The sequence below is a fragment of the Streptomyces sp. NPDC096105 genome, from assembly GCF_044763335.1.
In the GTDB taxonomy this organism is placed as follows: domain Bacteria; phylum Actinomycetota; class Actinomycetes; order Streptomycetales; family Streptomycetaceae; genus Streptomyces.
On record NZ_JBIWGC010000028.1, the window covers coordinates 44,719 to 65,014 of the forward strand.

The window sequence follows — 20,296 nt, forward strand, 5'->3', positions numbered from 1 at the left end:
GTGCTGACCGTGGTCCTGGCGCTCCTCGCGGCGTTGGCGAACGCCGCGGCCTCCGTGCTGCAGCGGCGGGCCGCCGCCGACGAGCCGGGGAGCGGCCAGGGGCTGCGGCAGGCGCTGCGCTGGCTCGGGCGCGTGCTGCGGCGGCCGCACTGGCTGGCGGGCGCGGGGATGCTCGCCCTGTCGACGGTGTTCCAGGCGGCCGCGCTCGGGGTGGGGAGTCTCGCGCTGGTGCAGCCGCTGATGGCGGCCGAGCTGCTGTTCACCCTGGCGGTGGGGAGCCTGGTCTTCCACCGCCGCCCGGATCTGAGAACCTGGCTGGCCTTCGTCGCCCTCGCGGCGGGCCTGTCCCTCTTCCTGACCGCGGCCGCGCCGACGCCCGGGCGGTCCATGGCCGTCCCCGGACACTGGTGGCCGGCGGGATCGGCCCTGCTGGCGGTGGTGGTGTCGCTGACGGCGGTGTCCCGCACGGTGCGGGGCGCGCCGCGCGCCGCGCTGCTGGGGCTGGCGTCCGCCGTGTCGTTCTCGGCGACCGCCGCACTGCTCAAGGAGGTCACCGGCCTGGTCCCGGACGGCCCGGCCGCCGTCCTGTCGGCATGGCCGCTGTACGCCACCGCCCTGGTGGGCGTGATCGCGTTCCTGCTGCTGCAGGCCGCGTTCCGGGCGGGCACGCTGGCCGCGTCCCAGCCCGCCCTGACCCTCGGCGACGCGCTCACCAGCGTGGCCCTCGGCTGGGCGCTGTTCGGGGAGCAGATCAGCCTCGGCGCGCGGGTGGTGCCGGAGGTGATCGGCATCGCGCTGATGGGCGCGGGCAGCGTCGGCCTGGCCCGCGCCCCGTCGGTCGGGGGCGGCTGGGACCAGGCCAGGGCGCGGGACGACCCGGGCCCCGAGGCGCAGCGACGGGTGTCCCACCCTCGGTGAGCCGCCCCGTGATCAGGAGGTCCCCGCCATGACCGCTCCGCTCCCCCGGTCCGCCGCGCGGCGCGCCGCGGCCGTCGGGCTGCCGCTCGCCGCGGCCGCCCTGGCGCACATCGGCCCCGCGGCCACCTGGCTGCCCGTGGTCCGCGGCCGCCTGTTCCCCCGCCTCGCCGGCGTCGGACACCCCGGTCACGTCGCCCTGACCTTCGACGACGGACCCGACCCCGCGTCCACGCCCCGCTTCCTCGACACGCTGGACGGCCTCGGTGTGCGGGCCACCTTCTTCGTCCTCGGCGACGGGGTCGTACGGCATCCGGCCGTGGTGCGGGAGACGGTGCGGCGGGGGCACGAGGTGGCCGTGCACGGCTGGGGCCACGACCGGCCGTGGCTGCCGGCGCGCGACGCCCGCTCCCTGCGCCGCGCCGTCGAGGCCGTGCGGGACGTCACGGGGCTGACTCCGCTGTGGTACCGGCCGCCGTACGGCATCCTCACCTCCGGGCGCTGGGCCGCCGCCCGCGCGGCGGGGCTGCGTCCGGTGCTGTGGACGGCCTGGGGGCGGGACTGGACGGCCTCGGCCACCCCCGCGTCGGTGCGCGCCGCGGTCGAGGCGGACCTGCGCGGCGGCGGTACGGTCCTGCTGCACGACACGGACCGCACGGCGGCGCCGGGATGCTGGCGGGCCGCGCTGGGCGCGCTGCCCGACCTGGTGGCCGGGTGCCGCGCCACGGGTCTGACCGTCGGCCCGCTCGCCGAGCACGGCACGGCGGAGGTGCACGCCACCGCTCCCCTGATGCCGGGCGGGCCGGCCGCCGTCCCGCGCCCGTCGGCGCCCGGCCGGTCATGGCACGCGTGACAGGGCCGTCAGTCCTCCGCGACCACGGTGGTGACGGGCGTGCCGAGCTCCACGGTGCGGCTGACGGTGCAGAGGCGGTCGTGGGAGGTCCGCACCGCGCGCGGCAGGATCGCACGGGCCCGCTCGGCGCCGTCCTCGTCCGGGAACGCGACGTGGAAGGTCACCCGCAGGCCGGTCATGCGGTTGCCCCGCTCGTCACTGATCTTGTCGCCGGTCACCTCCACGGTGAACGCGGCCGGCTCGGCGTGCCGGCTGGTGGCGACGTCGACGTCGGCCGCCGAGCAGCCCCCGATGGCGGCGAGCAGCAGTTCGACGGGGGTGAAGGCGTCACCCCCGTCGGTGCTGAACCGGATGGTCCCGCCACGCGGGTTGGTGGCGGTGAACCGGCTGCTGCTCGTCCGCTCGACGACGACGGAACGCTTGGACGCTTCGCTCATGCGCCGACAGTAGTCCGCCGCCCGGCGGTCCCGGTGCGCACCGGCCGGTGACGCGTCACCGGAGGGGAGAACGACGTGCGGAAGTCCCGTCCGGGTCGTCGGTCGCGGTGAGCGGCCGGACGAAGGCGAGGGACGGGTGGCACGGGCGGGGCGGCGTCCTGCCGCCGAGGGCGGCCGCCGTCCCGGGCGGTGAGGCCGGCGTCCGGCATGCCGGTGACCCGTCCGGGCACACGGACGGGGCAAGCGCAACCGACAACCCCTCAAACCGAAGGGCTCACCGATGACTTCGACGCACGGACACCACGGGACGGGCTACCCGCAGCAGGCGGGCACGGGTGAACGGCGCAACGGCTTCGGCATCGCGGCACTGGTCCTGGGCATCGTGGGCGCCCTGCTGTTCTGGACCGCGATCGGCGGCATCGTGCTGGGCCTGCTGGCCGTGGTCTTCGGTGTGCTCGGCTTCCGGCGCGGCAAACGGGGCGTGGCGACGAACGGGACGATGGCCGTCATCGGCGCGGTGCTGGGCGCGCTGGCCCTCGTGGTGTCGTCGGTGCTGCTGGCGCTGGGCGTGGCCGTGATCAACAGCGACGAGTTCAAGGACTACCAGGACTGCATCGATCACGCGAACAGCCAGAGCGACCGGCAGGAGTGCGCGCGGGACTTCGACCGGGAGGTCGACGACCGGTAAGGGCTCGTGCGATCGAGGAGGGACGCGGCGTGGGTGCCGCGTCCCTGTCGTGGACCGCCCGATCAGGGGTAGAGGAGGTCCACCGGAGTGGGACCACACGCCTTCCAGGAGGAACCGACGATGACCGACGACGCCTACGTCGTACTGTTCGACGACCCTGCCGTGTCTCTGGGAGTGCCGCTCGCCGCCGTGGAGGACGCGGTCTTCCTGGACACTCCTGCCGTGCGGGCGTGGCTGGAGGCTCAGGGGGTCACCGTGACGTCGCCCGGTCTGCGGCTGTTGCCGCCGGAGGAGACCTCGGCCATTCCGGAGGGCGCCGAGCGGCTGCCCGTCCCCCTCGGCGACGAGGAGCTGAGCCGCGTGCGGCAGCTCAACGCCCCTCACGACATCGCGCGGATGGAGGAGGAACTGCTCGCCTACCGCTCGTGCGCGGAGGGCCGTGAGGCGCTGCTCGCCCGTGCCGTGGCGGCCGGGGTGCCCGCCCACCGGATCGCGGAGCTGACCGGCGAGGACCTGACGACCGTCAAGGCGCTCGCCCGCTGAGTCCCCCGGCACACGCCCGGTCAGGGCCGCGCGGCCGGGCTCACGGGCATGGCGAGGTGGGCCAGGTCCCCGGGCGGGGGGCTGCTCACCGGCCACAGGGGGGCGGGTGCGCCGTCGGCGACTGCCGCGGGCGCGTCGGTCAGGTTCATCCGCTCGCGCAGCCGCCCGTAGAAGTCCATCGGGCCGAGGCGTACGGCGCGCAGCCTGCGGGGGGCCGCGTACACGCCGATCCAGTCGCCCGGGCCGATGACGCCCCGGACCTGGCCGTCGACGCTGACGGCCGCCCGCCCGGACCGCTCCAGGACCCGCAGTCCGACGGGTTCGTCCGGCGCGGCCACGACCGAGCGGTCGAACGTCATGTGCGGCGCGACCGGCGTGAACACCAGCGCCTCCGCGCGCGGTGAGACGACCGGGCCGCCGGCGGCGAAGCTGTACGCCGTCGAACCGGTCGGGGTCGCCACCAGCAGCGCGTCCGCGGAGTACGAGGCGAGCAGACGGCCGGAGATGTAGACGCCGACGGAGACCTGCCGGTCCCGGGCGAGCTTCTCCAGGACCACGTCGTTGAGGGCGGCCACGTCCAGCGGGACGCCCCACTCGCCGCCCGTCTCGCAGTCGGGGCGCACGCTGGTCGGCGGCAGCAGCGGGCCGCGTCCGTACCGCATGAGCGCCTCGATGTCCGCGGGGATCTCCAGGCGCCGGGAGGCGCGCATGGTCAGCAGCATCCGCTCCTCGACCGCCAGGCGGCCCTCGTGGACGGCGTCCAGCGCGGTGCGCACCCCGGTCATGGGCACCTCCGTCAGGAAGCCCACCCTGCCGAGGTCGACGCCGAGGACCAGGGCGTCCGCGGCGGCGGCCAGCCGGGCGCCGCGCAGGAACGTGCCGTCGCCGCCGAGGGTGACGACCAGGTCGGGGTCGCCCGCGGCGGCCACCTCCTGACGGGCGCTGTGCCGGCCGCCGTCGGCCCACACGTCGACGTCCTTGCAGGCGACGCCGTACTCCACGCACCAGTCGCGGACCGTGCCGGCGGCCGCCACCGCCTCGGGGCGTCCGCCGTGCACGACCAGGCCGACCCGGTTCACCGTCATCTCCGCCTCCCGGCTGCCGTCCGCCCCGTCACGCCAGGCGTCACCGCCCGGTCCCGTGACGTCCTTCCATCCTGGCCGCGCGGCGGGTGCGCCGCACCGGGAGGCGGCCGCCGGGCGGCGCCGGGAACACGCCGACGGCCCGGCACCGCGGAGTGCGGTGCCGGGCCGTGCGGACGTCGTGGGGCGCCTGCGGCTCGTCAGCCCTGGCGGGCCTTGGAGCGCGGGTCCTTCTTGTTGATCACGAAGGTCACGCCCCGGCGGCGCACCACCTGGGCGCCGGGCCTGGCCTTCAACGAGCGCAGGGACTTGCGTACCTTCCTCACGTGCTCCTGTGGGGGACCCGGGGCGCCCGGGAAGGGCCGGGTCCCGGTCAGCGGCGGGCCGGAGCGGTGCCGGAGCGCCGCTCGAAGCGCTCCACGCGTCCCGCGGTGTGGAGGACGCGTGCGGTGCCGGTGCGGAACGGGTGGCTCGCCGACGGGATCTCGACGTCGGCGACCGGACAGGTCGTGCCGTCCTCCCACTCGACCGTCCTGCCGGAGTCGAGGGTGGAGCGGGTCAGGAACGGGAACCCTGCCGCGCGGTCGCGGAAGACGGCCGGGCGGGAGGCGGGGCGGGTGCCGTGCCTCATGGGGGCCCTTTCCCGCGGCCTCCGCCGCCGGAAGCGGCGGGGACGGGGTGGGTCAGCGTTCCTCGCGGAAGAGGACGTGCTGTCCGGCGACCGCGTCGTACTTCCGCAGGACCAGGCGGTCCGGGTCGTTCAGACGGTTCTTGCGCGTCACGTAGGTGACGCCCGTGCCGGCCGTGGACTTCAGCTTGACGAGGGGGCGTGCCGTGCTGCGTGCCATGAGGTGCTCCTTCCGCCGTCACCGCACGAGTCGAATGACTCGCGCATGTCAGGCAGCAGGTGTAACAGCGGCCCCCGGTCACCTGTTCCGCCACCCGCGCCGGTGTCGTCCGGTTCGGTCCGGTGACCTTCGGGACGGGCGGGCGGCCTGCCCTCGGCGTGCCCTCCGCGGAGGGCCCCGACGGCGCCGCACCGGGCTTCGAGAACCGGGGTCCCCGGCCCGGGCGGCGCGTGGTGCTCCTCGCCGGCGTCCGCGTCAGAACTTCGGGGACGGCGCCTGCGCCTGCACGATCTCCGCGGCCTCCTCCTCGGTCTGCACCGAGGGCGGAGACCCCTCCAGAGGCTGCTGCGCCGTCTCCTTCATGCAGGCCACCGCGATCACCCCGACCAGGGCGGCCGCCATCGCGTAGTACGCGGGCATCATGTCGGAGCCGGTCACGCCGATCAGCGCGGTGATCACCAGCGGGGTGGTGCCGCCGAACAGCGAGGCCGACAGGTTGTAGCCGACCGACAGGGAGCCGTAGCGCACGGGCGTCGGGAACATGGCGGGCAGCGCGGCCGACATGGTGCCGAGCAGGCATACCAGGGACAGACCGAGCATCAGCATGCCGGCCGACACCGCGAGCAGGCTGCCCTCCTGCACGAGCAGGAACGCCGGCGCGGACAGGAAGAGGAAGCCCAGCATGCCGGCCATCAGCAGCGGCTTGCGCCCGAAGCGGTCGTTGAGCCGGCCGACCTGGTTGATGATCAGCATCAGCAGCACCATGGTGGCGACCAGGATCAGCAGTCCGTGCGACTCGGAGTAGCCCAGCTCGTCGGACAGGTACGTCGGCATGTACGACAGCAGCATGTAGTCGGTGATGTTGTACGCGCCGACCAGGGTGATGCACAGCACCAGGACCCGCCAGTGCTGCCGGAAGATCTTGGCGAGGTCGCCGCGGGCGGTGGTCTCCACCTGGTTCGCGGCGTCGGAGACGTGGACGTTGCCCTCCCCCAGCTTGAGGTAGGCGGGGGTGTCGTCCAGCTTCAGCCGCAGGTAGATGCCGACGATGCCGAGCGGACCGGCGATCAGGAAGGGGATGCGCCAGCCCCAGGCGTCCATGGTGTCGGAGCCGAGCCAGGCGGTGAGCCCCACGACCAGAGTCGCCGCGCCGGTGTAGCCGGCCAGCGTGCCCAGTTCCAGGAAGCTGCCGAAGTAGCCGCGCCGCCGGTCGGGGGCGTACTCGGCGATGAAGGTGGAGGCGCCGCCGTACTCGCCGCCGGTGGAGAAGCCCTGGAGCAGCCGGAAGAGGATCAGCAGCAGCGGGGCCCAGAAGCCGACCGCCGCGTACGTCGGCAGCATGCCGATCGCGGCCGTGCCGATCGCCATCAGGATCATCGTCAGGGCGAGGACCTTCTTGCGGCCGATCTTGTCGCCCATCGGTCCGAAGACCATGCCGCCCAGCGGGCGCACCAGGAAGGCCACCGCGAAGGTGGCGAAGGAGGACAGCAGCTGCGCCGTCTCGTTCCCCGAGGGGAAGAAGACCCTGCCGATGGTGCCGGCCAGGTACGCGTAGATCCCGAAGTCGAACCATTCCATGGCGTTGCCGAGCGAGGCGGCCTTCACCGCACGCTTGACCGCCCGCTCGTCCGTCACCGTGATGTCCGACCGCCGCAGCGGCGGATTCTGCCGACGACGGACGGCGCGGAACAGCCTCGGATGGCGCCTGGCCGCCTCGGTGGACGGAGTCGGGCCGTTGTCGGTGGGGGACGTGGCTTCTTTCCTTTCCGGGACATAGCGGTGCAACGGGAACGTATCAGCGTTCCCGCGCGGGCGCCGTGGGGGCGCCCGTCGGAGTCGTCGCGGCCGCCGGGCCGGTACGCGTCCGGCCGGAGCCACGGGCCCGTGTTCCCGGCGCTCTCACCTGTATGCCTCCGCTGCGCTGGTCGTACGGGCGGTGCGGTGGTGCGGTGGGAGGTCAGGGGGGCAAGCGTGTCCGGTGCGGGGAGGCGCCGGGCGACCGTCCGTCCCACAGGAGGCACACGTGACCACCCCTCGTCCGCTCACCCGGCCGGTCCGCGCCCTGGCCGCTGCCCTGGCCGTCGGCACGCTGTTCGCCGCGGCGGCCTGTTCCGGTTCGGACGGCAGCGTGTCGCCCGGGGCGGGCACCTCGTCCACGGCCGCCGAGCGGGGCCTCGCCGCGCAGACCACGTCGCCCGCGGCCTCCACGCCCGCCGGCGAATCGCCCTCCGGTTCGGCGTCACCGTCGGACCTCAGCGAGGAGGGCGCCCGGAACGCGCTGATCACCCCGGCGGACCTGGAGGACGACTGGACGCAGGTGCGGGACCCGCGCGAGTGGCGGGACTCGCTGCTGGTGGGCAGCGTCGACGTGGCCGCGTTCGTCGACGGCACGAGCGGCACGGCGGACTGCCGGCGTCTGGTCGACGCACTGTTCGACGAGACCCTGCTGGGCAGGCCCACGGGCGCCTCCGCGCTCACCGGCTTCCAGGAGGGCGACTCGCGGCTGCTGTACCAGGTCGCCGCGTACGACAAGGCGGAGCTGGACGACTCCCTGCAGTGGCTGAGCCGGCTGCCCGACATCTGTGACCAGTTCACGCTGACCGGTGGAGACGCCGGGGAGCGCACGGTCCAGGTCATCGAGACGTCGCTGCCGCAGGTCGGCGACAACCGGCAGGGGCTGACCGTGACGGTGAAGGGCGAGAGCAACGGCGTCCCCGCCACCCTGAGCCTGGACGTCGCCGCCGTGCAGATCGGCGCGGACGCGATCACGGTCACCAACGGCGGGCTGGAGGGCGCCGACCACGACACCACGTCGGCCGCGGTGGAGCAGGGCACGCAGCGGCTGCAGGAAGTACTCGCGGGGCGCACGCCGTCGCCGACGCCGAGCGGGATCGACTGACCGGGGTGGCCGGGTGACGGATCCGGCAGCTCCCTCGGGCGGCGCGCCCGACGGTGGGGGCACGCCCGGCGGTGACGGCGGCCCCGGGCGTTACGGGCGGGACCTCTTCACGCCCGAGGACCCGCACGAGTCGGAGCGCATCGACGCCGCCGCGCTGGTGTACGACCCGGTCACCGCCCGCCGGCTCCGGAAGCTGGGCGCGGGTCCGGGCATGCGGTGCCTGGAGGTCGGCGCGGGGACCGGGACCGTCGCCCGGTGGCTGCTGGAGGACGCCGGCGTGGCGGAGGTCGTCGCCCTGGACCGGGACACCCGCGCCCTGACCGCGTGGGAGCTGCCCGGGCTGCGGGTGCTCACCGCGGACATCACCGACGAGGACCTGGACCCGGGCAGGTTCGACCTGGTGCACGCCCGGTTCGTGCTGATGCACCTGCCCGGACGCCGGCGGCTCGTCCGCCGGCTGGCGGGCCTGCTCCGCCCGGGCGGGCTGCTGGTGCTCGGCGACGCGGTGGAACTGCCCGACACCCGTGACCGCTCCTCCGCGTACCGGCGGACCATGGACGCCATGTGGGCGGCGCTGCGGGCGACGATCGGCACCGACATCGGCGAGGTGCCGGCGTACCCCCGCTACCTGCGCGAGGCGGGCCTGCGCGACATCGGCGCGGAGGTCGTCTGCCCGCCCCTGCTCCCGGGCGGCCCGGCGGCCCACTTCTGGTCGGACACCTGGCAGCGCATGCGCCCGGAACTGGAGGCGACGGGGCGGGTCGACGCACGGGGGGTGGACGAGGCGCTGGCCTACCTGGAGTCACCGCGGCTGGCGGAGGTGGGTCCGGGGCTGGCGATGGTGTGGGGCCGCCGGGATCAGCGGCCGGTGGACGAGGCGGCGCCCGCGGCAGCTGCCGAGGGGAGGGCGGGGACGGTGCGCCCGGCGTAGCCCGTGGTCGTGGTGGCGGCGAGGAGGGAGTTGAGGACCGCTTCCTCCACCGCGTCGAGGACCGCCTCGAAGAGGGGGCTCAGGTCGGCGTCGGCGAGCGGGGGCGCGGCGCCGGGCCGGGTGGTGGTGAAGGCCACGGCGTAGTCACCGCTGCCGTGACTGTAGGCCGCGCCCGTGCGGGCGAGGGCGAAGACGGCGCGGCGTGCGACGCGGGTGAGCTGCCGGGCGTCGAGCGGGGCGTCCGTGGCGACCACGATCATGCAGGACCCGGTCTCCGCGGGCGGCCCGGCGTCCTCCAGCCCCAGCGAGCGGGGCGTGACGGTCCGTCCGAGGACGCGCAGGGCGCCGCCGAAGTTGGCCTGCACGAGGACGCCCACGGTGACACGGCGGCCCCTCACCTCCGGTGTGCGGGAGGACGTCCCGACACCGGCCTTGAACCCGAGGGCGACGGTGCCGGTCCCCGCACCGACACACCCTTCGGCGACCGTCCCCGCCGACGCCCTGTCCAACGCGGCGCGGACGTGCTCCTCGCGCACGGGCCGGCGGCGGATGTCGGACAGGAAACCGTCGTTGCACTCCCCCACGACGGGATTGAGGCTCACCACCTCCTCGCATCCGGGCTGTTCGAGCATCCACCCGACGAGGGCATCGGCGACCCGGAACGCGGACAACGTGGAGGTGAGCAGCACGGGAGTCTCCAGCTCGCCGAGTTCGGCGAGCTGGGTGGTGCCCATGAGCTTGCCGTACCCGTTGCCGGTGAACACGCCGGCGGGGAGCGGGGCTCCGGGACGTACGCCGTCGGGGACGACGGCGGTGACGCCGCTGTGCACGTCGGGGCGGGGCCGGAGGGTGGTGTGTCCGACGCGGACTCCCGGCACGTCGGTGAGGGCGTCGAGCGGTCCGGTGGGGGTGGGTCCGATGACGATGCCCAGGTCACGGGCGCGGGGGCGGGGGCCGGGGGCGGGGGCGGCGGGGGACGGTGGGGTCATGTGGCGGGACCTTACACAGCGTCCTCCGTAGGGCGCCGGCGAGCCGCGTGGTCACAGCCAGGGCGCCCCTCCTGGCCGCCCGTGACCTCGCGTGAGATCCGGCGTCAGCAGTCATGCGCCGGTGGCGGCTCCCGCTGCGCGCTGTGGCGGCAGGGCCGTCGCGGCGGCCGGCGCGGCCTGCTCGGACCGGGGCACGGAGGGCCTCGGCCCGCCGGCGGAACGGTCCACGAAAAGGCTCCTCACAAGCGTGTGGGGGGATGACGGGGCGTCAGTCGTCGAGCGACGCGCGCAGGTGCGGGGCACCCGGAACGACGTTCCCCTCAGGGCGTCCCCTTCTCCTCGCTCGCCAGCGCCCGCGCCAACGGCAGGCGGGACAGCGCCAGCACGCCGGCCACGATCAGCGCGGCGCCCAGGAACTGGGGGACCAGCCACCATCCCGTGCGGACGTACTCCGCGTAGACCGTGATGCCGAGGGCCAGGCTCACGCACGCGTCCCCCAGCGTGAGGGCCGGCTGGGAGGCGACCAAGGGGCCGGACTGCATCGCGTTCTCGAGGAGGAACAGCGCGCAGACCCCGAACAGGGCGAAGCCGTACGTCTGCCAGGTGGTGAGGAAGGCGGTGACGCCTCCGTCGTCGAGGGTGTGCATCGACGTCTTCATCAGCGCGGCCGTCATGGCGTACGAGACCGCCGCGGCCAGTCCGAAGCAGGCGGCGCGTGCGCGGCCCTCGGGGCGGCCGAGTGCGACGACGACGAGGGCGACGACGGCGGCGGCGCACACGGCGAGGGCCGGGATCCAGTGGGTCATCGGCACCTGGGTGCGGTTCCCGGCGGGCGACGCGGCGAACAGCAGGACGGCGAGCCCCGCCACCACCGTGCAGACGGCCAGCCAGCCGGTGCGGGACAGCCGCCCCTGGAGCAGTGCCGTGGCGATGACGAGGGCGAGCGGGAGTTCCAGGACGAACAAGGGCTGCACGATGGTGATCGGTCCGGTCGCGAGCGCCACGGCCTGGCAGACGCCGGCGGTGATCACGGCCATGAAGCCGGCCAGCCAGACGGGGCGGCGCAGCAGGTCGAGGACGAGTCCGACGCGCAGGCCGTCGGACTTGGGCACGGTCAGGGCGGCCTTGCGCTGGAGCACGGTCGCGAGGGCGTTGCTGAGCGCGGCGCCCAGCGCGAACAGGACCGGCACCCACATGTCCACCCTCCGCGACGACGAGTCGGCCCGCCCCCGGTCCCTGCCATGGTGACCGCCCGGCGGACGGCGCGCGAACGCGGACGCCGGGGCGGCCCGCCCGTTTCACTCGGCGGGGCCCGCCGGGTTCGGCTCCCCGCGGCGCAGGGCGGCCCAGCGGTCGTACGCCTCCCGGGCGTCCGGAACGAACGCCGTGTCCCGTACCAGCTCCGCGAGCTGCGGCTCCGTCAGCCAGTCGTGCCACGCGATCTCGTCCGGGTCGGGGGCGACGGGCCCGGTCACCACCGTCTCGTGCAGTCCGAGCCGGTACGGGCTGATCACGCCCGCGCACCGGAACGCGAGGACGAGGCGGGGGCGGGCCCGCACGCCCAGTTCCTCCGTCAGCTCCCGCGCGGCGGCCTCCTCGTAGGTCTCGCCCGGCTCCGCCGCTCCCCCGAGCATCCAGTTGACGCCGCCCGGGAAGCGGGACACGCCGTGCGGTCGGCGGTGCACCAGGATCCTCCCCCGCGTGTCCCGGCAGACGACCGTCGCGACGCGGTGCAGCCACCGCCTGCGTATCGCCTCGTCCCTGCCCACGAGGCCGATCACCCGATCGTCGTCGTCCACGCGTTCGACCAGTTCCGTCATGGTCACATCGTCCCGCAGCGGCACGGCCCCGTCAGTCGTGGGCGGCGGTCCAGGTGTCCGGGCCGCCGCCGCGCCACTCGACGAGCGGGGACTGCCGCATCCAGTCGTCGTCGACGTCCTCCATCCCGGCCAGCCGCAGGAACTCCACGACGTCCAGCAGGGTGTAGGCCATGCCCAGGAAGTGCGGCCCGGCCCGGACCCGGCGGCCGCCGTCGCCGGCGGGCGGGTAGATCACGATGGGGTGGTCGCTCGCCATGGGTCCAGCGTGCACGGGGTGGCAGGGGCGCGCATGCGGCGCGGACCCTCCGCGACACCGGGGTCAGCCGCTCGCCAGGCTCGGCCGGGGGGCGGGCTGATCGGGGAAGGAGCGGTCGCCGAAGAGGATCCGGGCCGCCGCCGCCCGGCCGGGCGGAGTGCGCAACAGGGTGAACGCCGCGGTGGTCGCGGCGGGCGTCCGGATGTGCGCGAGTCCGGTGCGCAGTGCCAGCCGGCCGCGGAAACGGGACCGCAGGGTGGCGCCGCTGTAGTGGGTCAGTGCGTGCGGGGCGCCGGTCCGCAGGGCGTCGTCGAGGACCTGGGCGGCCAGGTCGGACAGGCGCAGGCAGGGGTCGAGGCCGCCGGCGGTGAGCGGGGACACCGCGCCGGCCGCGTCCCCGACGAGCAGTCCGTCCGCGCAGCCGATGCGGCGCAGCACCCCGCCGACGGGTATCGGCCCGCCGCGCCGCTCCACCGCCTCGGGACGCCGTACGCCCCCGAGCCCGGGAGCGCGGGAGCTGAAGCGTTCCATGGCCCGGCGCAGTCCGTCGGGGAAGCGGTCGGCGTACCCGGCGACGCCGACGTGGGCGTGCTCGCCGTCGTTGACCGCCCACGCGAGGTATCCGGGGGCGATCCGGGGGTCGAGGACGCAGTGGAAGGTGGGCGGTTCGCCGTTCGGGGTCACCGGGAAGACCTCCTCGGCCCCGACCAGGAGGTGGCGGTTGCGGTCGAGGCCGAGGTCGCGGGCGACGCTCGACCGGGCGCCGTCCGCGCCGACGACGTACCGGGCGCGGACCCGGAAGGGCCCCTCGCGGCCGGTCAGGTGGTACGCGCCGTCGTGCCGGCCGGCGTAGCGGGTGCCCAGCGCGAGGCGTACGCCCGCGTCGGCGGCGACGGCGGCCGACGTCTCGTACAGCCCGGCCATGTCGCCGACGCGGAACTCGTCCCGGTCGCTGACCAGGGCGACGGGGCGGCTCCGACTGGGTGGGTAGAGCAGCATGCGCCGGATCGGCGGGCCCAGGTGCCGCTCGGGCAGCGGGAAGTCGTCGAGCGTCTTGCGCACGAAGATCCCGGTGGTGCGGATCGCGCCAGCCAGGGTGGTGCGCCGGTCCACCAGGAGTACGTCGTGCCCCTGCCGGGCGAGCCGCGTGGCGACGTGCAGTCCGGCCAGTCCGGCCCCCACGACCAGGACATCGGTACGGGTCGCGTCCCCGGACGACGGACGGGCGGCGGGCGCGGGCACACGGGCACGGGCGGGTGAGGGCATCGGGACGCTCCAGGGCACGGGACGGGGCAGGGGACACGGGACAGGAGACAGGGGGCGCGTGGGACACGGGGCACCCCCCCCGCACGTCGATCGAATGACGATGGAAAACTATCGAAATTCGATAGATGCGGCAAGTGCGTGTTCCGACCGTGCGGGGCCGGCAGGGTGACCCCGGGCCGTATCGGGCACCCGTCCCCCGAGGCGCCGGCCATCCCGGGCCGAGCGGCGCCTTCCCGAGCGAACAAGGAGCACGGCATGTCCACGGACTCGGTCGAGCGTTTCCTCACGGCCCTGGACCCGGAGCACCGGGAGGCCGTCAGCGCGAAACCCCACGAGGAGCAGCAGCGGCTCGCCGACGCCTGGGAGCGGGAACTGGCGGGCGACACGGAGCTGGGCACGCTGGACGAGCTCTCCCCGCCGGCCGCGGAGGCCGAGGCGGCCCGCCGCGTCCTCCGCATCGAGGCGGGTTAGCGGTCCGCCCCCGCGACCGGGCGTCCGCCCGGCTCCGGGGTCCGCTCGAGCGCCGACGCGGAGCACCCGCAGGGTCCGGCCGGCCCGGTCGAGCGGCTGACCGCGTGCGGCACGGCTGTCCGTGACACCTGGTCGCGGGGCGACCGGGACGCGGTGCGGCCGTCCGGGCCCGTGGGCGGCTCACGGTTCCTCCGAGACGGTCACGCGGACGGCGCACCGCGCCCCGCGCGGTGCCGGAGGCACGACAGGACGACGACGAAAGGCCACAGCGACTGCACGGCCGTCACCACGCGTTCGGCGACGCCCGCCATGCCGTGCCGGTCCGTCTCGACCAGGAACCACACCGCCCCGGCGACCATCACCGCGGTCGCCGCGAAGGACGGCAGCGGCCGCAGCGCCCACGGCGTGCCGCTGCCGCCGCTCGCGGCGAGGACCGGCCACAGGGCGAGCAGCGTGAACCCGGCGACCGCCACCGACCCGTGCCCCAGCGATCCTCCGCTGCTCGGCGTGGGGACCACCGCCGCGGCCAGTGCGGCCGCTCCCCCGCCGGCCAGCGCCACCCGCCCGGCCGCCGCGGCCGCCCGCAGTCCCCACGCGGTGAGCAGGTGGCAGACGCCCAGCGCGAGGAACGCCCCGGTCATCACCCAGGAGCCCGAGGCGCCGTAGGCCGCCAGGACGCTGATCGTCTGCGTCACCGGATCGTAGGCGGACCCCTCCAGCGCCGCCGCGACCACCCACCCCGCGATCAGCAGCACCGGCGCGCACCCCGACGAGAGCAGCGCCCACCTGGGAACGAGCAGCATCGGATCACCATAAGCGGGCCGACGGCCCTCGGCTCCCCGTGCCCGTTTCCAAGGGGTCGTCGGCCCTCCGTGAGAGGGCGCGGGCGCCGGCGGAGGCGCAGGGTGGAAGTGTTCCGCACCGCCCGACCTCTTGGAGGCAGCCATGAGCGAGAAGATCGCCGGTGTCGCGATTCCCGACAGCGCGCCGGCGCGGGACGCCACCGAACTGATCCGCGACACGACCCGCCGCTGATCTCCCGCCATTCCCGCCGGGTGTTCCTGTTCGGCAGCCCTCAGGCCGCGGCGCGCGGGCTGCGCCCCGACCTCGAACTGCTGTACGTGGCCGCCCTGTTCCACGGCACCGGGCTGGTGGAGCCGTATCGCTCCGACGACCAGCGGTTCGAGATGGACGGGGCCGACCAGGCCCGGGCGTTCCTGCTGCGCCACGGGCTGTCCGAGGACGACGCCGGCACGGTGTGGACGGCCGTCGCCCTGCGCACCACCCCGGAGGTGCCGTACGAGATGGCCCCCGAGATCGCGGCGACGACGGCGGGTGTGGGGACCGACGTGCCGGGCCTGCGCCCGGACGACCTCACCCGCGCGCACATCGACGAGGTCACCGCCGCGCACCCGCGCCCGGACTTCAAGCGTCAGATCCTCCAGGCGTTCGCCGACGGCTTCAGGCACCGGCCCGGCACCACCTTCGGCACGGTCAACGCCGACGTCCTGGAGCACTTCGTGCCGGGCTTCCGCCGTGTCGACTTCGTCGAGGCCGTCCAGAACTCGGCATGGCCCGAGCAGCCGGTCACCGAGAGGCGGCGCCGCCCGCGGGGTTCCCTCCGGTCACCTGCCGTACGCCTCGCCGCGGGGCAGCGGCCCGACGTCGGGACGGCGGCCGGGGCGCAGGGCTGCATGGCGCTGACCGGGCCCGGGACCGATGCTCCGCCGGGCGAGGGCGTCGGCGACCGCTCCGGTGACGAAGGCGTAGACGGTCTTGTGCAGGACGTCGATGACGAGTTCCCGGCGGGGCCAGGTGGGCGGCGGGGCGCCGACACCGGTGGCGTTCTCGAGGATCTGGTCGTTGGTGAGGCGCGCGACGGTGAACTTCGCCGAGGCGACCGGTCCGCGCAGTCCTGCCTGCGCCATGACCGAGCGCAGCACGCCGAGAAGGGCGGCCTGCCCGAAGTGCATGGCCCAGTTCACCGGCAGCGGCTGCCTGCCCGGGTGTTCGGGCAGGCCGGTCAGGCGTTGCAGGACCCGGGCGGGTACGTGGGAGTCGGGCCGTTCGGTGACGGCCTGCTCGAGCTTCTCGCCGAGGGTCATCACGACGCCTCCGGCGGTGCCGGCGATCAGTCCCTGCCACAGTGCGCGCTTGAACATGCCGTGCGGGTACCCACCGGACGGCGCCTCGACCCGGCCGGCTCGGCGTCTTCTCCCGGGCGCCGCTCCGAGCGGCCGGCGGGCGGCGAGAAGGCCGGGTCCCGCCACGTCGAGCGGCCACCGCACTCGTCGTACGCGCGTCGCCGGCGCCGCCCGCGAGGACGCCCCGGCGGGCGGATGGCCGCTGCCGGGCGTGTCAGCCCGCGTCCGCGTCCGGGTCCGGGGCGGGGGCCTGCGGCAGGCGCAGCTCGAAGCACGCTCCGAGGGTGCGCGGGGCGAGGGTGAGGGTGCCTCCGTGCCGCTGGGCCAGGTCACGGACGATGGCGAGGCCCAGACCGGTTCCCCCCTGGTCGCGGGAGCGGGCGTCGTCCAGCCGGACGAAGCGTTCGAAGATCCGCTCGGCGTCCCCGGCCGGCACGCCCGGCCCGTCGTCGTGCACCGTCACGACGACCTGGTCGTCCTCGCTCCGGACGGTCACCTGGATGCGGTGGGCGGCGTGGCGGGCGGCGTTGTCGAGGAGGTTGCGCAGCAGCCGTTCGAGTTCGTCGCGAGTACCGCGGACGTACGCGGGGTCGGTGCTTTCGAGGGTGAGTTTCACCTTGCGTGCGGCGAGGGGGTGGTGCTCGGTCAGCTCGGAGGTGAGGGCGCTCAGGTCGACGGGCTCGGGGTCGGCCGCCGGGGCGCGGGTGTCGAGACGGGCGAGCAGCAGCAGGTCCTCGGCGAGCCCCTGGAGGCGGCGGGTCTGCCGTGCGGCGGTCGTGGCGGTGGCGGGCCAGTCGGTGCGTTCCGGGTAGGCGAGGCCACCTCCAGGCTGGTCAGCAGGGTGGTGAGCGGGCTGCGCAGCTCGTGGGCGGCGTCGGCGACGAATCGGCGCTGCTGGGCGGCGGCGTGATCGAGCCGTCGGAGCGTGGTGTTGATGGCGGTGGCGAGGGCGGTGATCTCGTGGGCGGTGGCGGGGACGGTGACACGTTCGCGCGGATCGGTGACCGAGGCGGTGAGGCGGCGGACAGCTTCGACGGGCCGGAGCGCGACGCGGACGGTGACGTAGGCGACGGCTCCGACGAGGACGAGGCCGACGAGGCCGGCGCGCAGCAGCAGGTCGTCGATGGCTGCGGCCATGTCCTCGGCGGTGTCCGGGACCAGGACGACGTAGGCCCGCAGGGTGGCGTCGGGGCGGACGCCGAGTGCGGCGGCCTGTTCACGGCTCAGCTGTCCGGCCCGGATGTCGTCGTACAGGATCTCGTAGGTCCGGCCGGCCAGGTGGGGAACGCTGCCGCCGCCCGGGTCGTAGTCGGAGCGGTCCGGTATGCGGATGGGCTGGTACGCGTAGCCCCGTTCCGGGCCACCGTCCGGCATCGGAGTCGTGCGCGCGGCAGGGGCGGGCAGCACATGTCCGGCACCCGGGTCGAAGTCGTCCATGCCCCCGCCGGCGGCCACGGCGGTGTGCCGGCCGGTCGCCACGACCTCGTACGGCACGGCGCGCCGCGGACTGGGGACGTGGCCCTTCTCGAGCTGGTCGACGAGGGCGAAGAGGTCGTCACGGGCCTTCTCATGCGCGACCGACAGACTCCGCCGGTAGACCTCCTGGTGCACCCACCAGCCGATGCCGGTCAGGACGACCGCGGCGGTCAGCGCCGCGGCGAGGGCCGCGCGGGCCCGTACCGAACGAGGCCACCAGCGGCTTCGTCCCCTACTCGCGTTCACGGTCGTCCACCAATCGATAGCCGGTGCCTCGTACGGTCTGCAGGGACTGCCGCCGGAACGCGGCGTCCACCTTTCGGCGGAGTGAACTGACGCGCGCCTCCACCAAGTTGGGGTCGTAGGCCTCGTCGGGCCACGCGTGGTACAGCAGGTCCGCCCTGGACACGGCCTGGCCCGCGCGGCGGGCCAGCAGCTCCAGGACGGCGAACTCCCTCGGGGTGAGGTCCACCCGCGTCCCGGCCCTGCGGCACACACGGCCGGCGACGTCCAGCGACAGGTCACCCACGGCGAGGACGGGCGGGGCAGGGCCCGCAGCCGGGCGACGAGCACCATGTAGGAGAACGGCTTGGCCAGGTAGTCGTCGGCCCCCGTGTCCAGCGCCTCCGCCTGGTCCCACTCACCGTCCTTGGCGGTGAGCACCAGGATGAGCGTCGCGTTGCCCTCGCGGCGCAACTGGGCGCAGACCTTGTAGCCGTTGAGGCCGGGCAGCATCAAGTCGAGTACGACCAGCGCGTACGCGCCGGTCCGGGCCATCCAGAGTCCCTGCCGGCCGTCATGGGCGAGGCCGACGCTGTACCCCTCGGCGGTCAGGCCGGTGCGCAGGCTGCGGGCGAGGTCCACCTCGTCTTCCACCACGAGTATCCGCATGCGGTGCAGCCTCGCACAGCGCCGGGGCACCTTCCTGATCGTCCGGTCAGGTTGGATCAGCAAGCGATCAACGAGGTTCGGCCACGCTGTCGGGGCTTCCCACCCCCAGCTGAAAGGCCCTTCCCGGCATGTCCGTTGACACCCGTGCGCCCGTTCCGGTCGAGGCGACGGTCTCATCCCCTGCCCCGCCCTCCCGCCGGCCGTCGCCCCGCCCGGTCCCCGCAGTGATCGTCCTCGCGCCCTTCCTGCTGGGCGTCGTGCTCGGGCTCTGGGGCGTCCGCCGGGAGAACACGCTGTGGGGCGACGAGGCCGTCACGTACGCGCTCGCGCAGCGCGACCTGTCACAGATCTGGCAGACCACCCAGCACGTCGACCTGGTCCACGCCCTGCACTACGCCCTGATGCACGGGGTCTTCGACCTCTTCGGCCCGGGGCTGCCCGCGTTGCGGCTGCCGTCCGTGCTGGCCATGGCCGCGGCGGCGAGCGCCGTCGGGCTCCTCGGGCTGCGTCTGGCGGGGCCTCACGTCGGGCTGCTCGCCGGGCTGGTGTTCCCGCTGCTCCCCCAGGTGCAGAAGTACGCGCAGGAGGGCCGCTCGTACGCCCTGGTCTGCGCGCTGGTCGCCTGGGCCACGTACGCGCTGGTCGGCGGCGTCGTGCGGCACACCCGAGGGCGGTGGGCGATGTACGGCGCCGCGATGCTGCTCGCCTGTCTGCTCCACGAGTTCGCGGTGCTCGCCCTGGTCGCGCACGGGGTCACGCTGCTCGTGTCCCGTGTGCCACGCACGGTGCTGCGGGCGTGGGGGGTGACGGCCGCGGCCGTGGTGACGGGGCTGGTGCCGCTGGTGCTCCGCAGTGCGGCGCAGTCGGAGCAGGTGTCGTGGATCGAGGGGCCGGTGCGGCTTCCCGGTTTCGTGACGGTGGCGGCCCTGGGGGTGGTGTGCGCACTGGCGCCCGCGGGGGTGCGCGGCCGGCCGGTGCGGCTGCCCGTGCTGGCCGTGCCGTTGGTGGTCCTCCCGTGCCTGCTGCTGCTCGCCGCCTCGCTGTTCAAGCCGCTGTTCGTCGACCGGTACGTGCTCTACAGCCATGTCGGGATCGCGCTGTTGACGGGTTCGGGTGCGGATCACGTCCGCCGGCTGCGGCGGTCGTCCGGCGGACCGTGGATCACGGTGGGCGTGGGAGTGGCCGCGGTCGCCGCGCTGGCGGCGCTCGTGCCGACGAGCCTCGCGCTCAGGGCCCCCGACAGCCGGAGCAACGACGCCACCGCCGTGGGCGCCGCCTTGCACGAGTCGGGCCGCCCGGGTGACGGACTGCTCTACGTCCCGGCCCAGCACCGGCACTGGACCGAACCGTACCCCGGGGACACGCGCGCGCTGACGGACCTGGCACTGGCGGAGAGCCCGGCAGCGTCGCACACGCTGGCCGGTGTCGAGCTGCCCGCGGCGGACATAGCGGCGCGCATGCTGCGGTTCGACCGGATCGTCGTGGTCCACGGCCGGGCGGGCGGCCACCTGACGGGCGACCCGCGGGAGCGGGCCAAGACCCGCATCCTGCGGCAGCACTTCCGGAAGCAGGCGACGACCCACGTGAACGGGGCGCGCGTCGTCGTCCACGTCCGCGTCCGCTGACCGCCCTCGGCTTCGGCTTCGGCTTCTGCGTGACCTTCCGGCAGAGGAGCCCCACCCCCTGCGCCGTCGTCGAACGCGGCGGCATCCGACTGCCCTTCCTCACCATGGGGCGGTACCAGCCGGCCGAGTCGTCCAGCACGTGCATCATCCGCAGCGCCGGCG

The 20,296-nt window shown here is 74.9% G+C and carries 21 protein-coding genes and 3 pseudogenes; 9 read left to right on the forward strand and 15 right to left on the reverse strand.

Features of this window, described 5'->3' with window-relative positions; translation table 11 throughout:
- Positions 1–918, forward strand: coding sequence for a DMT family transporter (locus ACIQ8B_RS30115; RefSeq protein WP_403551166.1), 918 nt, complete (start codon positions 1–3; stop codon positions 916–918).
- A 28-nt stretch (positions 919–946) separates the two neighbouring features.
- Positions 947–1,768: a polysaccharide deacetylase family protein gene (locus tag ACIQ8B_RS30120; protein ID WP_403551168.1), complete on the forward strand. Its 822-nt coding sequence runs from the start codon at positions 947–949 to the stop codon at positions 1,766–1,768.
- An 8-nt stretch (positions 1,769–1,776) separates the two neighbouring features.
- Here ACIQ8B_RS30120 and ACIQ8B_RS30125 read toward each other — a convergent pair whose 3' ends face one another.
- Positions 1,777–2,205 carry an OsmC family protein gene (locus ACIQ8B_RS30125; protein WP_106415809.1) on the reverse strand — a complete coding sequence of 143 codons (429 nt, stop codon included), beginning with the start codon at positions 2,203–2,205 and terminating at the stop codon, positions 1,777–1,779.
- 280 nt (positions 2,206–2,485) lie between these two features.
- Between ACIQ8B_RS30125 and ACIQ8B_RS30130 the strand changes: the two genes are divergently transcribed.
- Together ACIQ8B_RS30130 and ACIQ8B_RS30135 are read left to right on the forward strand one after the other, a co-directional pair.
- Positions 2,486–2,893, forward strand: coding sequence for a DUF4190 domain-containing protein (locus tag ACIQ8B_RS30130; protein WP_290009297.1), 408 nt, complete (start codon positions 2,486–2,488; stop codon positions 2,891–2,893).
- Positions 2,894–3,013: 120 nt separating this feature from the next.
- Positions 3,014–3,436 (forward strand): DUF6003 family protein, encoded by a 423-nt coding sequence (locus ACIQ8B_RS30135; protein WP_403551246.1) that lies wholly within the window; start codon positions 3,014–3,016, stop codon positions 3,434–3,436.
- A 20-nt stretch (positions 3,437–3,456) separates the two neighbouring features.
- Here the strand turns inward: ACIQ8B_RS30135 and ACIQ8B_RS30140 are convergent, their stop codons facing one another.
- The 5 genes from ACIQ8B_RS30140 to ACIQ8B_RS30160 form a co-directional block, all read right to left on the reverse strand.
- The gene (locus tag ACIQ8B_RS30140; protein ID WP_403551172.1) at positions 3,457–4,521 is read right to left on the reverse strand and encodes an NAD(+)/NADH kinase; all 1,065 of its coding nucleotides are present in this window, start codon (positions 4,519–4,521) and stop codon (positions 3,457–3,459) included.
- A gap of 197 nt (positions 4,522–4,718) precedes the next feature.
- Positions 4,719–4,844 (reverse strand): ribosomal protein bL36, encoded by a 126-nt coding sequence (locus ACIQ8B_RS30145; protein WP_403551174.1) that lies wholly within the window; start codon positions 4,842–4,844, stop codon positions 4,719–4,721.
- A 47-nt stretch (positions 4,845–4,891) separates the two neighbouring features.
- Positions 4,892–5,149 carry a type B 50S ribosomal protein L31 gene (locus tag ACIQ8B_RS30150; protein WP_403551176.1) on the reverse strand — a complete coding sequence of 86 codons (258 nt, stop codon included), beginning with the start codon at positions 5,147–5,149 and terminating at the stop codon, positions 4,892–4,894.
- A gap of 52 nt (positions 5,150–5,201) precedes the next feature.
- Positions 5,202–5,366, reverse strand: coding sequence for a 50S ribosomal protein L33 (rpmG, locus tag ACIQ8B_RS30155; protein WP_290009300.1), 165 nt, complete (start codon positions 5,364–5,366; stop codon positions 5,202–5,204).
- A gap of 255 nt (positions 5,367–5,621) precedes the next feature.
- Positions 5,622–7,151 carry an MFS transporter gene (locus tag ACIQ8B_RS30160; protein ID WP_403551179.1) on the reverse strand — a complete coding sequence of 510 codons (1,530 nt, stop codon included), beginning with the start codon at positions 7,149–7,151 and terminating at the stop codon, positions 5,622–5,624.
- Positions 7,152–7,389: 238 nt separating this feature from the next.
- On the opposite strand from ACIQ8B_RS30160, the gene ACIQ8B_RS30165 reads away from it, so the two are divergent.
- Together ACIQ8B_RS30165 and ACIQ8B_RS30170 are read left to right on the forward strand one after the other, a co-directional pair.
- Complete coding sequence (locus ACIQ8B_RS30165; protein ID WP_403551180.1) at positions 7,390–8,265, forward strand: hypothetical protein; 876 nt, start codon at positions 7,390–7,392, stop codon at positions 8,263–8,265.
- Between the two features lie 13 nt (positions 8,266–8,278).
- Complete coding sequence (locus ACIQ8B_RS30170; protein ID WP_290009302.1) at positions 8,279–9,196, forward strand: class I SAM-dependent methyltransferase; 918 nt, start codon at positions 8,279–8,281, stop codon at positions 9,194–9,196.
- Here the strand turns inward: ACIQ8B_RS30170 and ACIQ8B_RS30175 are convergent.
- The 5 genes from ACIQ8B_RS30175 to ACIQ8B_RS30195 all read right to left on the reverse strand — a co-directional run bounded on the left by ACIQ8B_RS30175 (position 9,124) and on the right by ACIQ8B_RS30195 (position 13,527).
- The gene (locus tag ACIQ8B_RS30175; protein WP_403551182.1) at positions 9,124–10,185 is read right to left on the reverse strand and encodes a P1 family peptidase; all 1,062 of its coding nucleotides are present in this window, start codon (positions 10,183–10,185) and stop codon (positions 9,124–9,126) included. The genes ACIQ8B_RS30170 and ACIQ8B_RS30175 overlap by 73 nt on opposite strands.
- Positions 10,186–10,505: 320 nt before the next feature.
- Positions 10,506–11,381, reverse strand: a complete 876-nt coding sequence (locus tag ACIQ8B_RS30180; protein ID WP_403551184.1) for a DMT family transporter — start codon at positions 11,379–11,381, stop codon at positions 10,506–10,508.
- Positions 11,382–11,483: 102 nt separating this feature from the next.
- Positions 11,484–12,005 carry an NUDIX hydrolase gene (locus tag ACIQ8B_RS30185; protein ID WP_403551186.1) on the reverse strand — a complete coding sequence of 174 codons (522 nt, stop codon included), beginning with the start codon at positions 12,003–12,005 and terminating at the stop codon, positions 11,484–11,486.
- A gap of 31 nt (positions 12,006–12,036) precedes the next feature.
- Positions 12,037–12,261 (reverse strand): hypothetical protein, encoded by a 225-nt coding sequence (locus ACIQ8B_RS30190; RefSeq protein WP_290009306.1) that lies wholly within the window; start codon positions 12,259–12,261, stop codon positions 12,037–12,039.
- Positions 12,262–12,324: 63 nt separating this feature from the next.
- The gene (locus tag ACIQ8B_RS30195) at positions 12,325–13,527 is read right to left on the reverse strand and encodes an FAD-dependent oxidoreductase (protein WP_403551188.1); all 1,203 of its coding nucleotides are present in this window, start codon (positions 13,525–13,527) and stop codon (positions 12,325–12,327) included.
- 255 nt (positions 13,528–13,782) lie between these two features.
- On the opposite strand from ACIQ8B_RS30195, the gene ACIQ8B_RS30200 reads away from it, so the two are divergent.
- A complete protein-coding gene (locus ACIQ8B_RS30200) occupies positions 13,783–13,998 on the forward strand; it encodes a hypothetical protein (RefSeq protein WP_106415796.1) in 216 nt (71 codons plus the stop codon).
- 200 nt (positions 13,999–14,198) lie between these two features.
- Here the strand turns inward: ACIQ8B_RS30200 and ACIQ8B_RS30205 are convergent, their stop codons facing one another.
- On the reverse strand, positions 14,199–14,801 hold the full coding sequence (locus tag ACIQ8B_RS30205; RefSeq protein ID WP_403551191.1) for a DUF998 domain-containing protein: 603 nt from the start codon (positions 14,799–14,801) through the stop codon (positions 14,199–14,201).
- A 142-nt stretch (positions 14,802–14,943) separates the two neighbouring features.
- Between ACIQ8B_RS30205 and ACIQ8B_RS30210 the strand changes: the two are divergent.
- Positions 14,944–15,578 (forward strand): annotated as a pseudogene (locus ACIQ8B_RS30210) (HD domain-containing protein); the annotation flags it as partial.
- A 45-nt stretch (positions 15,579–15,623) separates the two neighbouring features.
- Here the strand turns inward: ACIQ8B_RS30210 and ACIQ8B_RS30215 are convergent.
- From ACIQ8B_RS30215 to ACIQ8B_RS30225, 3 genes and pseudogenes are all read right to left on the reverse strand, one after another.
- Positions 15,624–16,160 (reverse strand): hypothetical protein, encoded by a 537-nt coding sequence (locus tag ACIQ8B_RS30215; protein WP_403551193.1) that lies wholly within the window; start codon positions 16,158–16,160, stop codon positions 15,624–15,626.
- Between the two features lie 196 nt (positions 16,161–16,356).
- A pseudogene (locus ACIQ8B_RS30220) lies at positions 16,357–17,864 on the reverse strand (sensor histidine kinase).
- A pseudogene (locus tag ACIQ8B_RS30225) lies at positions 17,851–18,509 on the reverse strand (response regulator transcription factor). The pseudogenes ACIQ8B_RS30220 and ACIQ8B_RS30225 overlap by 14 nt, the downstream one beginning before the upstream one ends.
- A gap of 224 nt (positions 18,510–18,733) precedes the next feature.
- On the opposite strand from ACIQ8B_RS30225, the gene ACIQ8B_RS30230 reads away from it, so the two are divergent.
- Positions 18,734–20,134: a glycosyltransferase family 39 protein gene (locus ACIQ8B_RS30230; RefSeq protein ID WP_403551195.1), complete on the forward strand. Its 1,401-nt coding sequence runs from the start codon at positions 18,734–18,736 to the stop codon at positions 20,132–20,134.
- Positions 20,135–20,296: the final 162 nt, after the last annotated feature.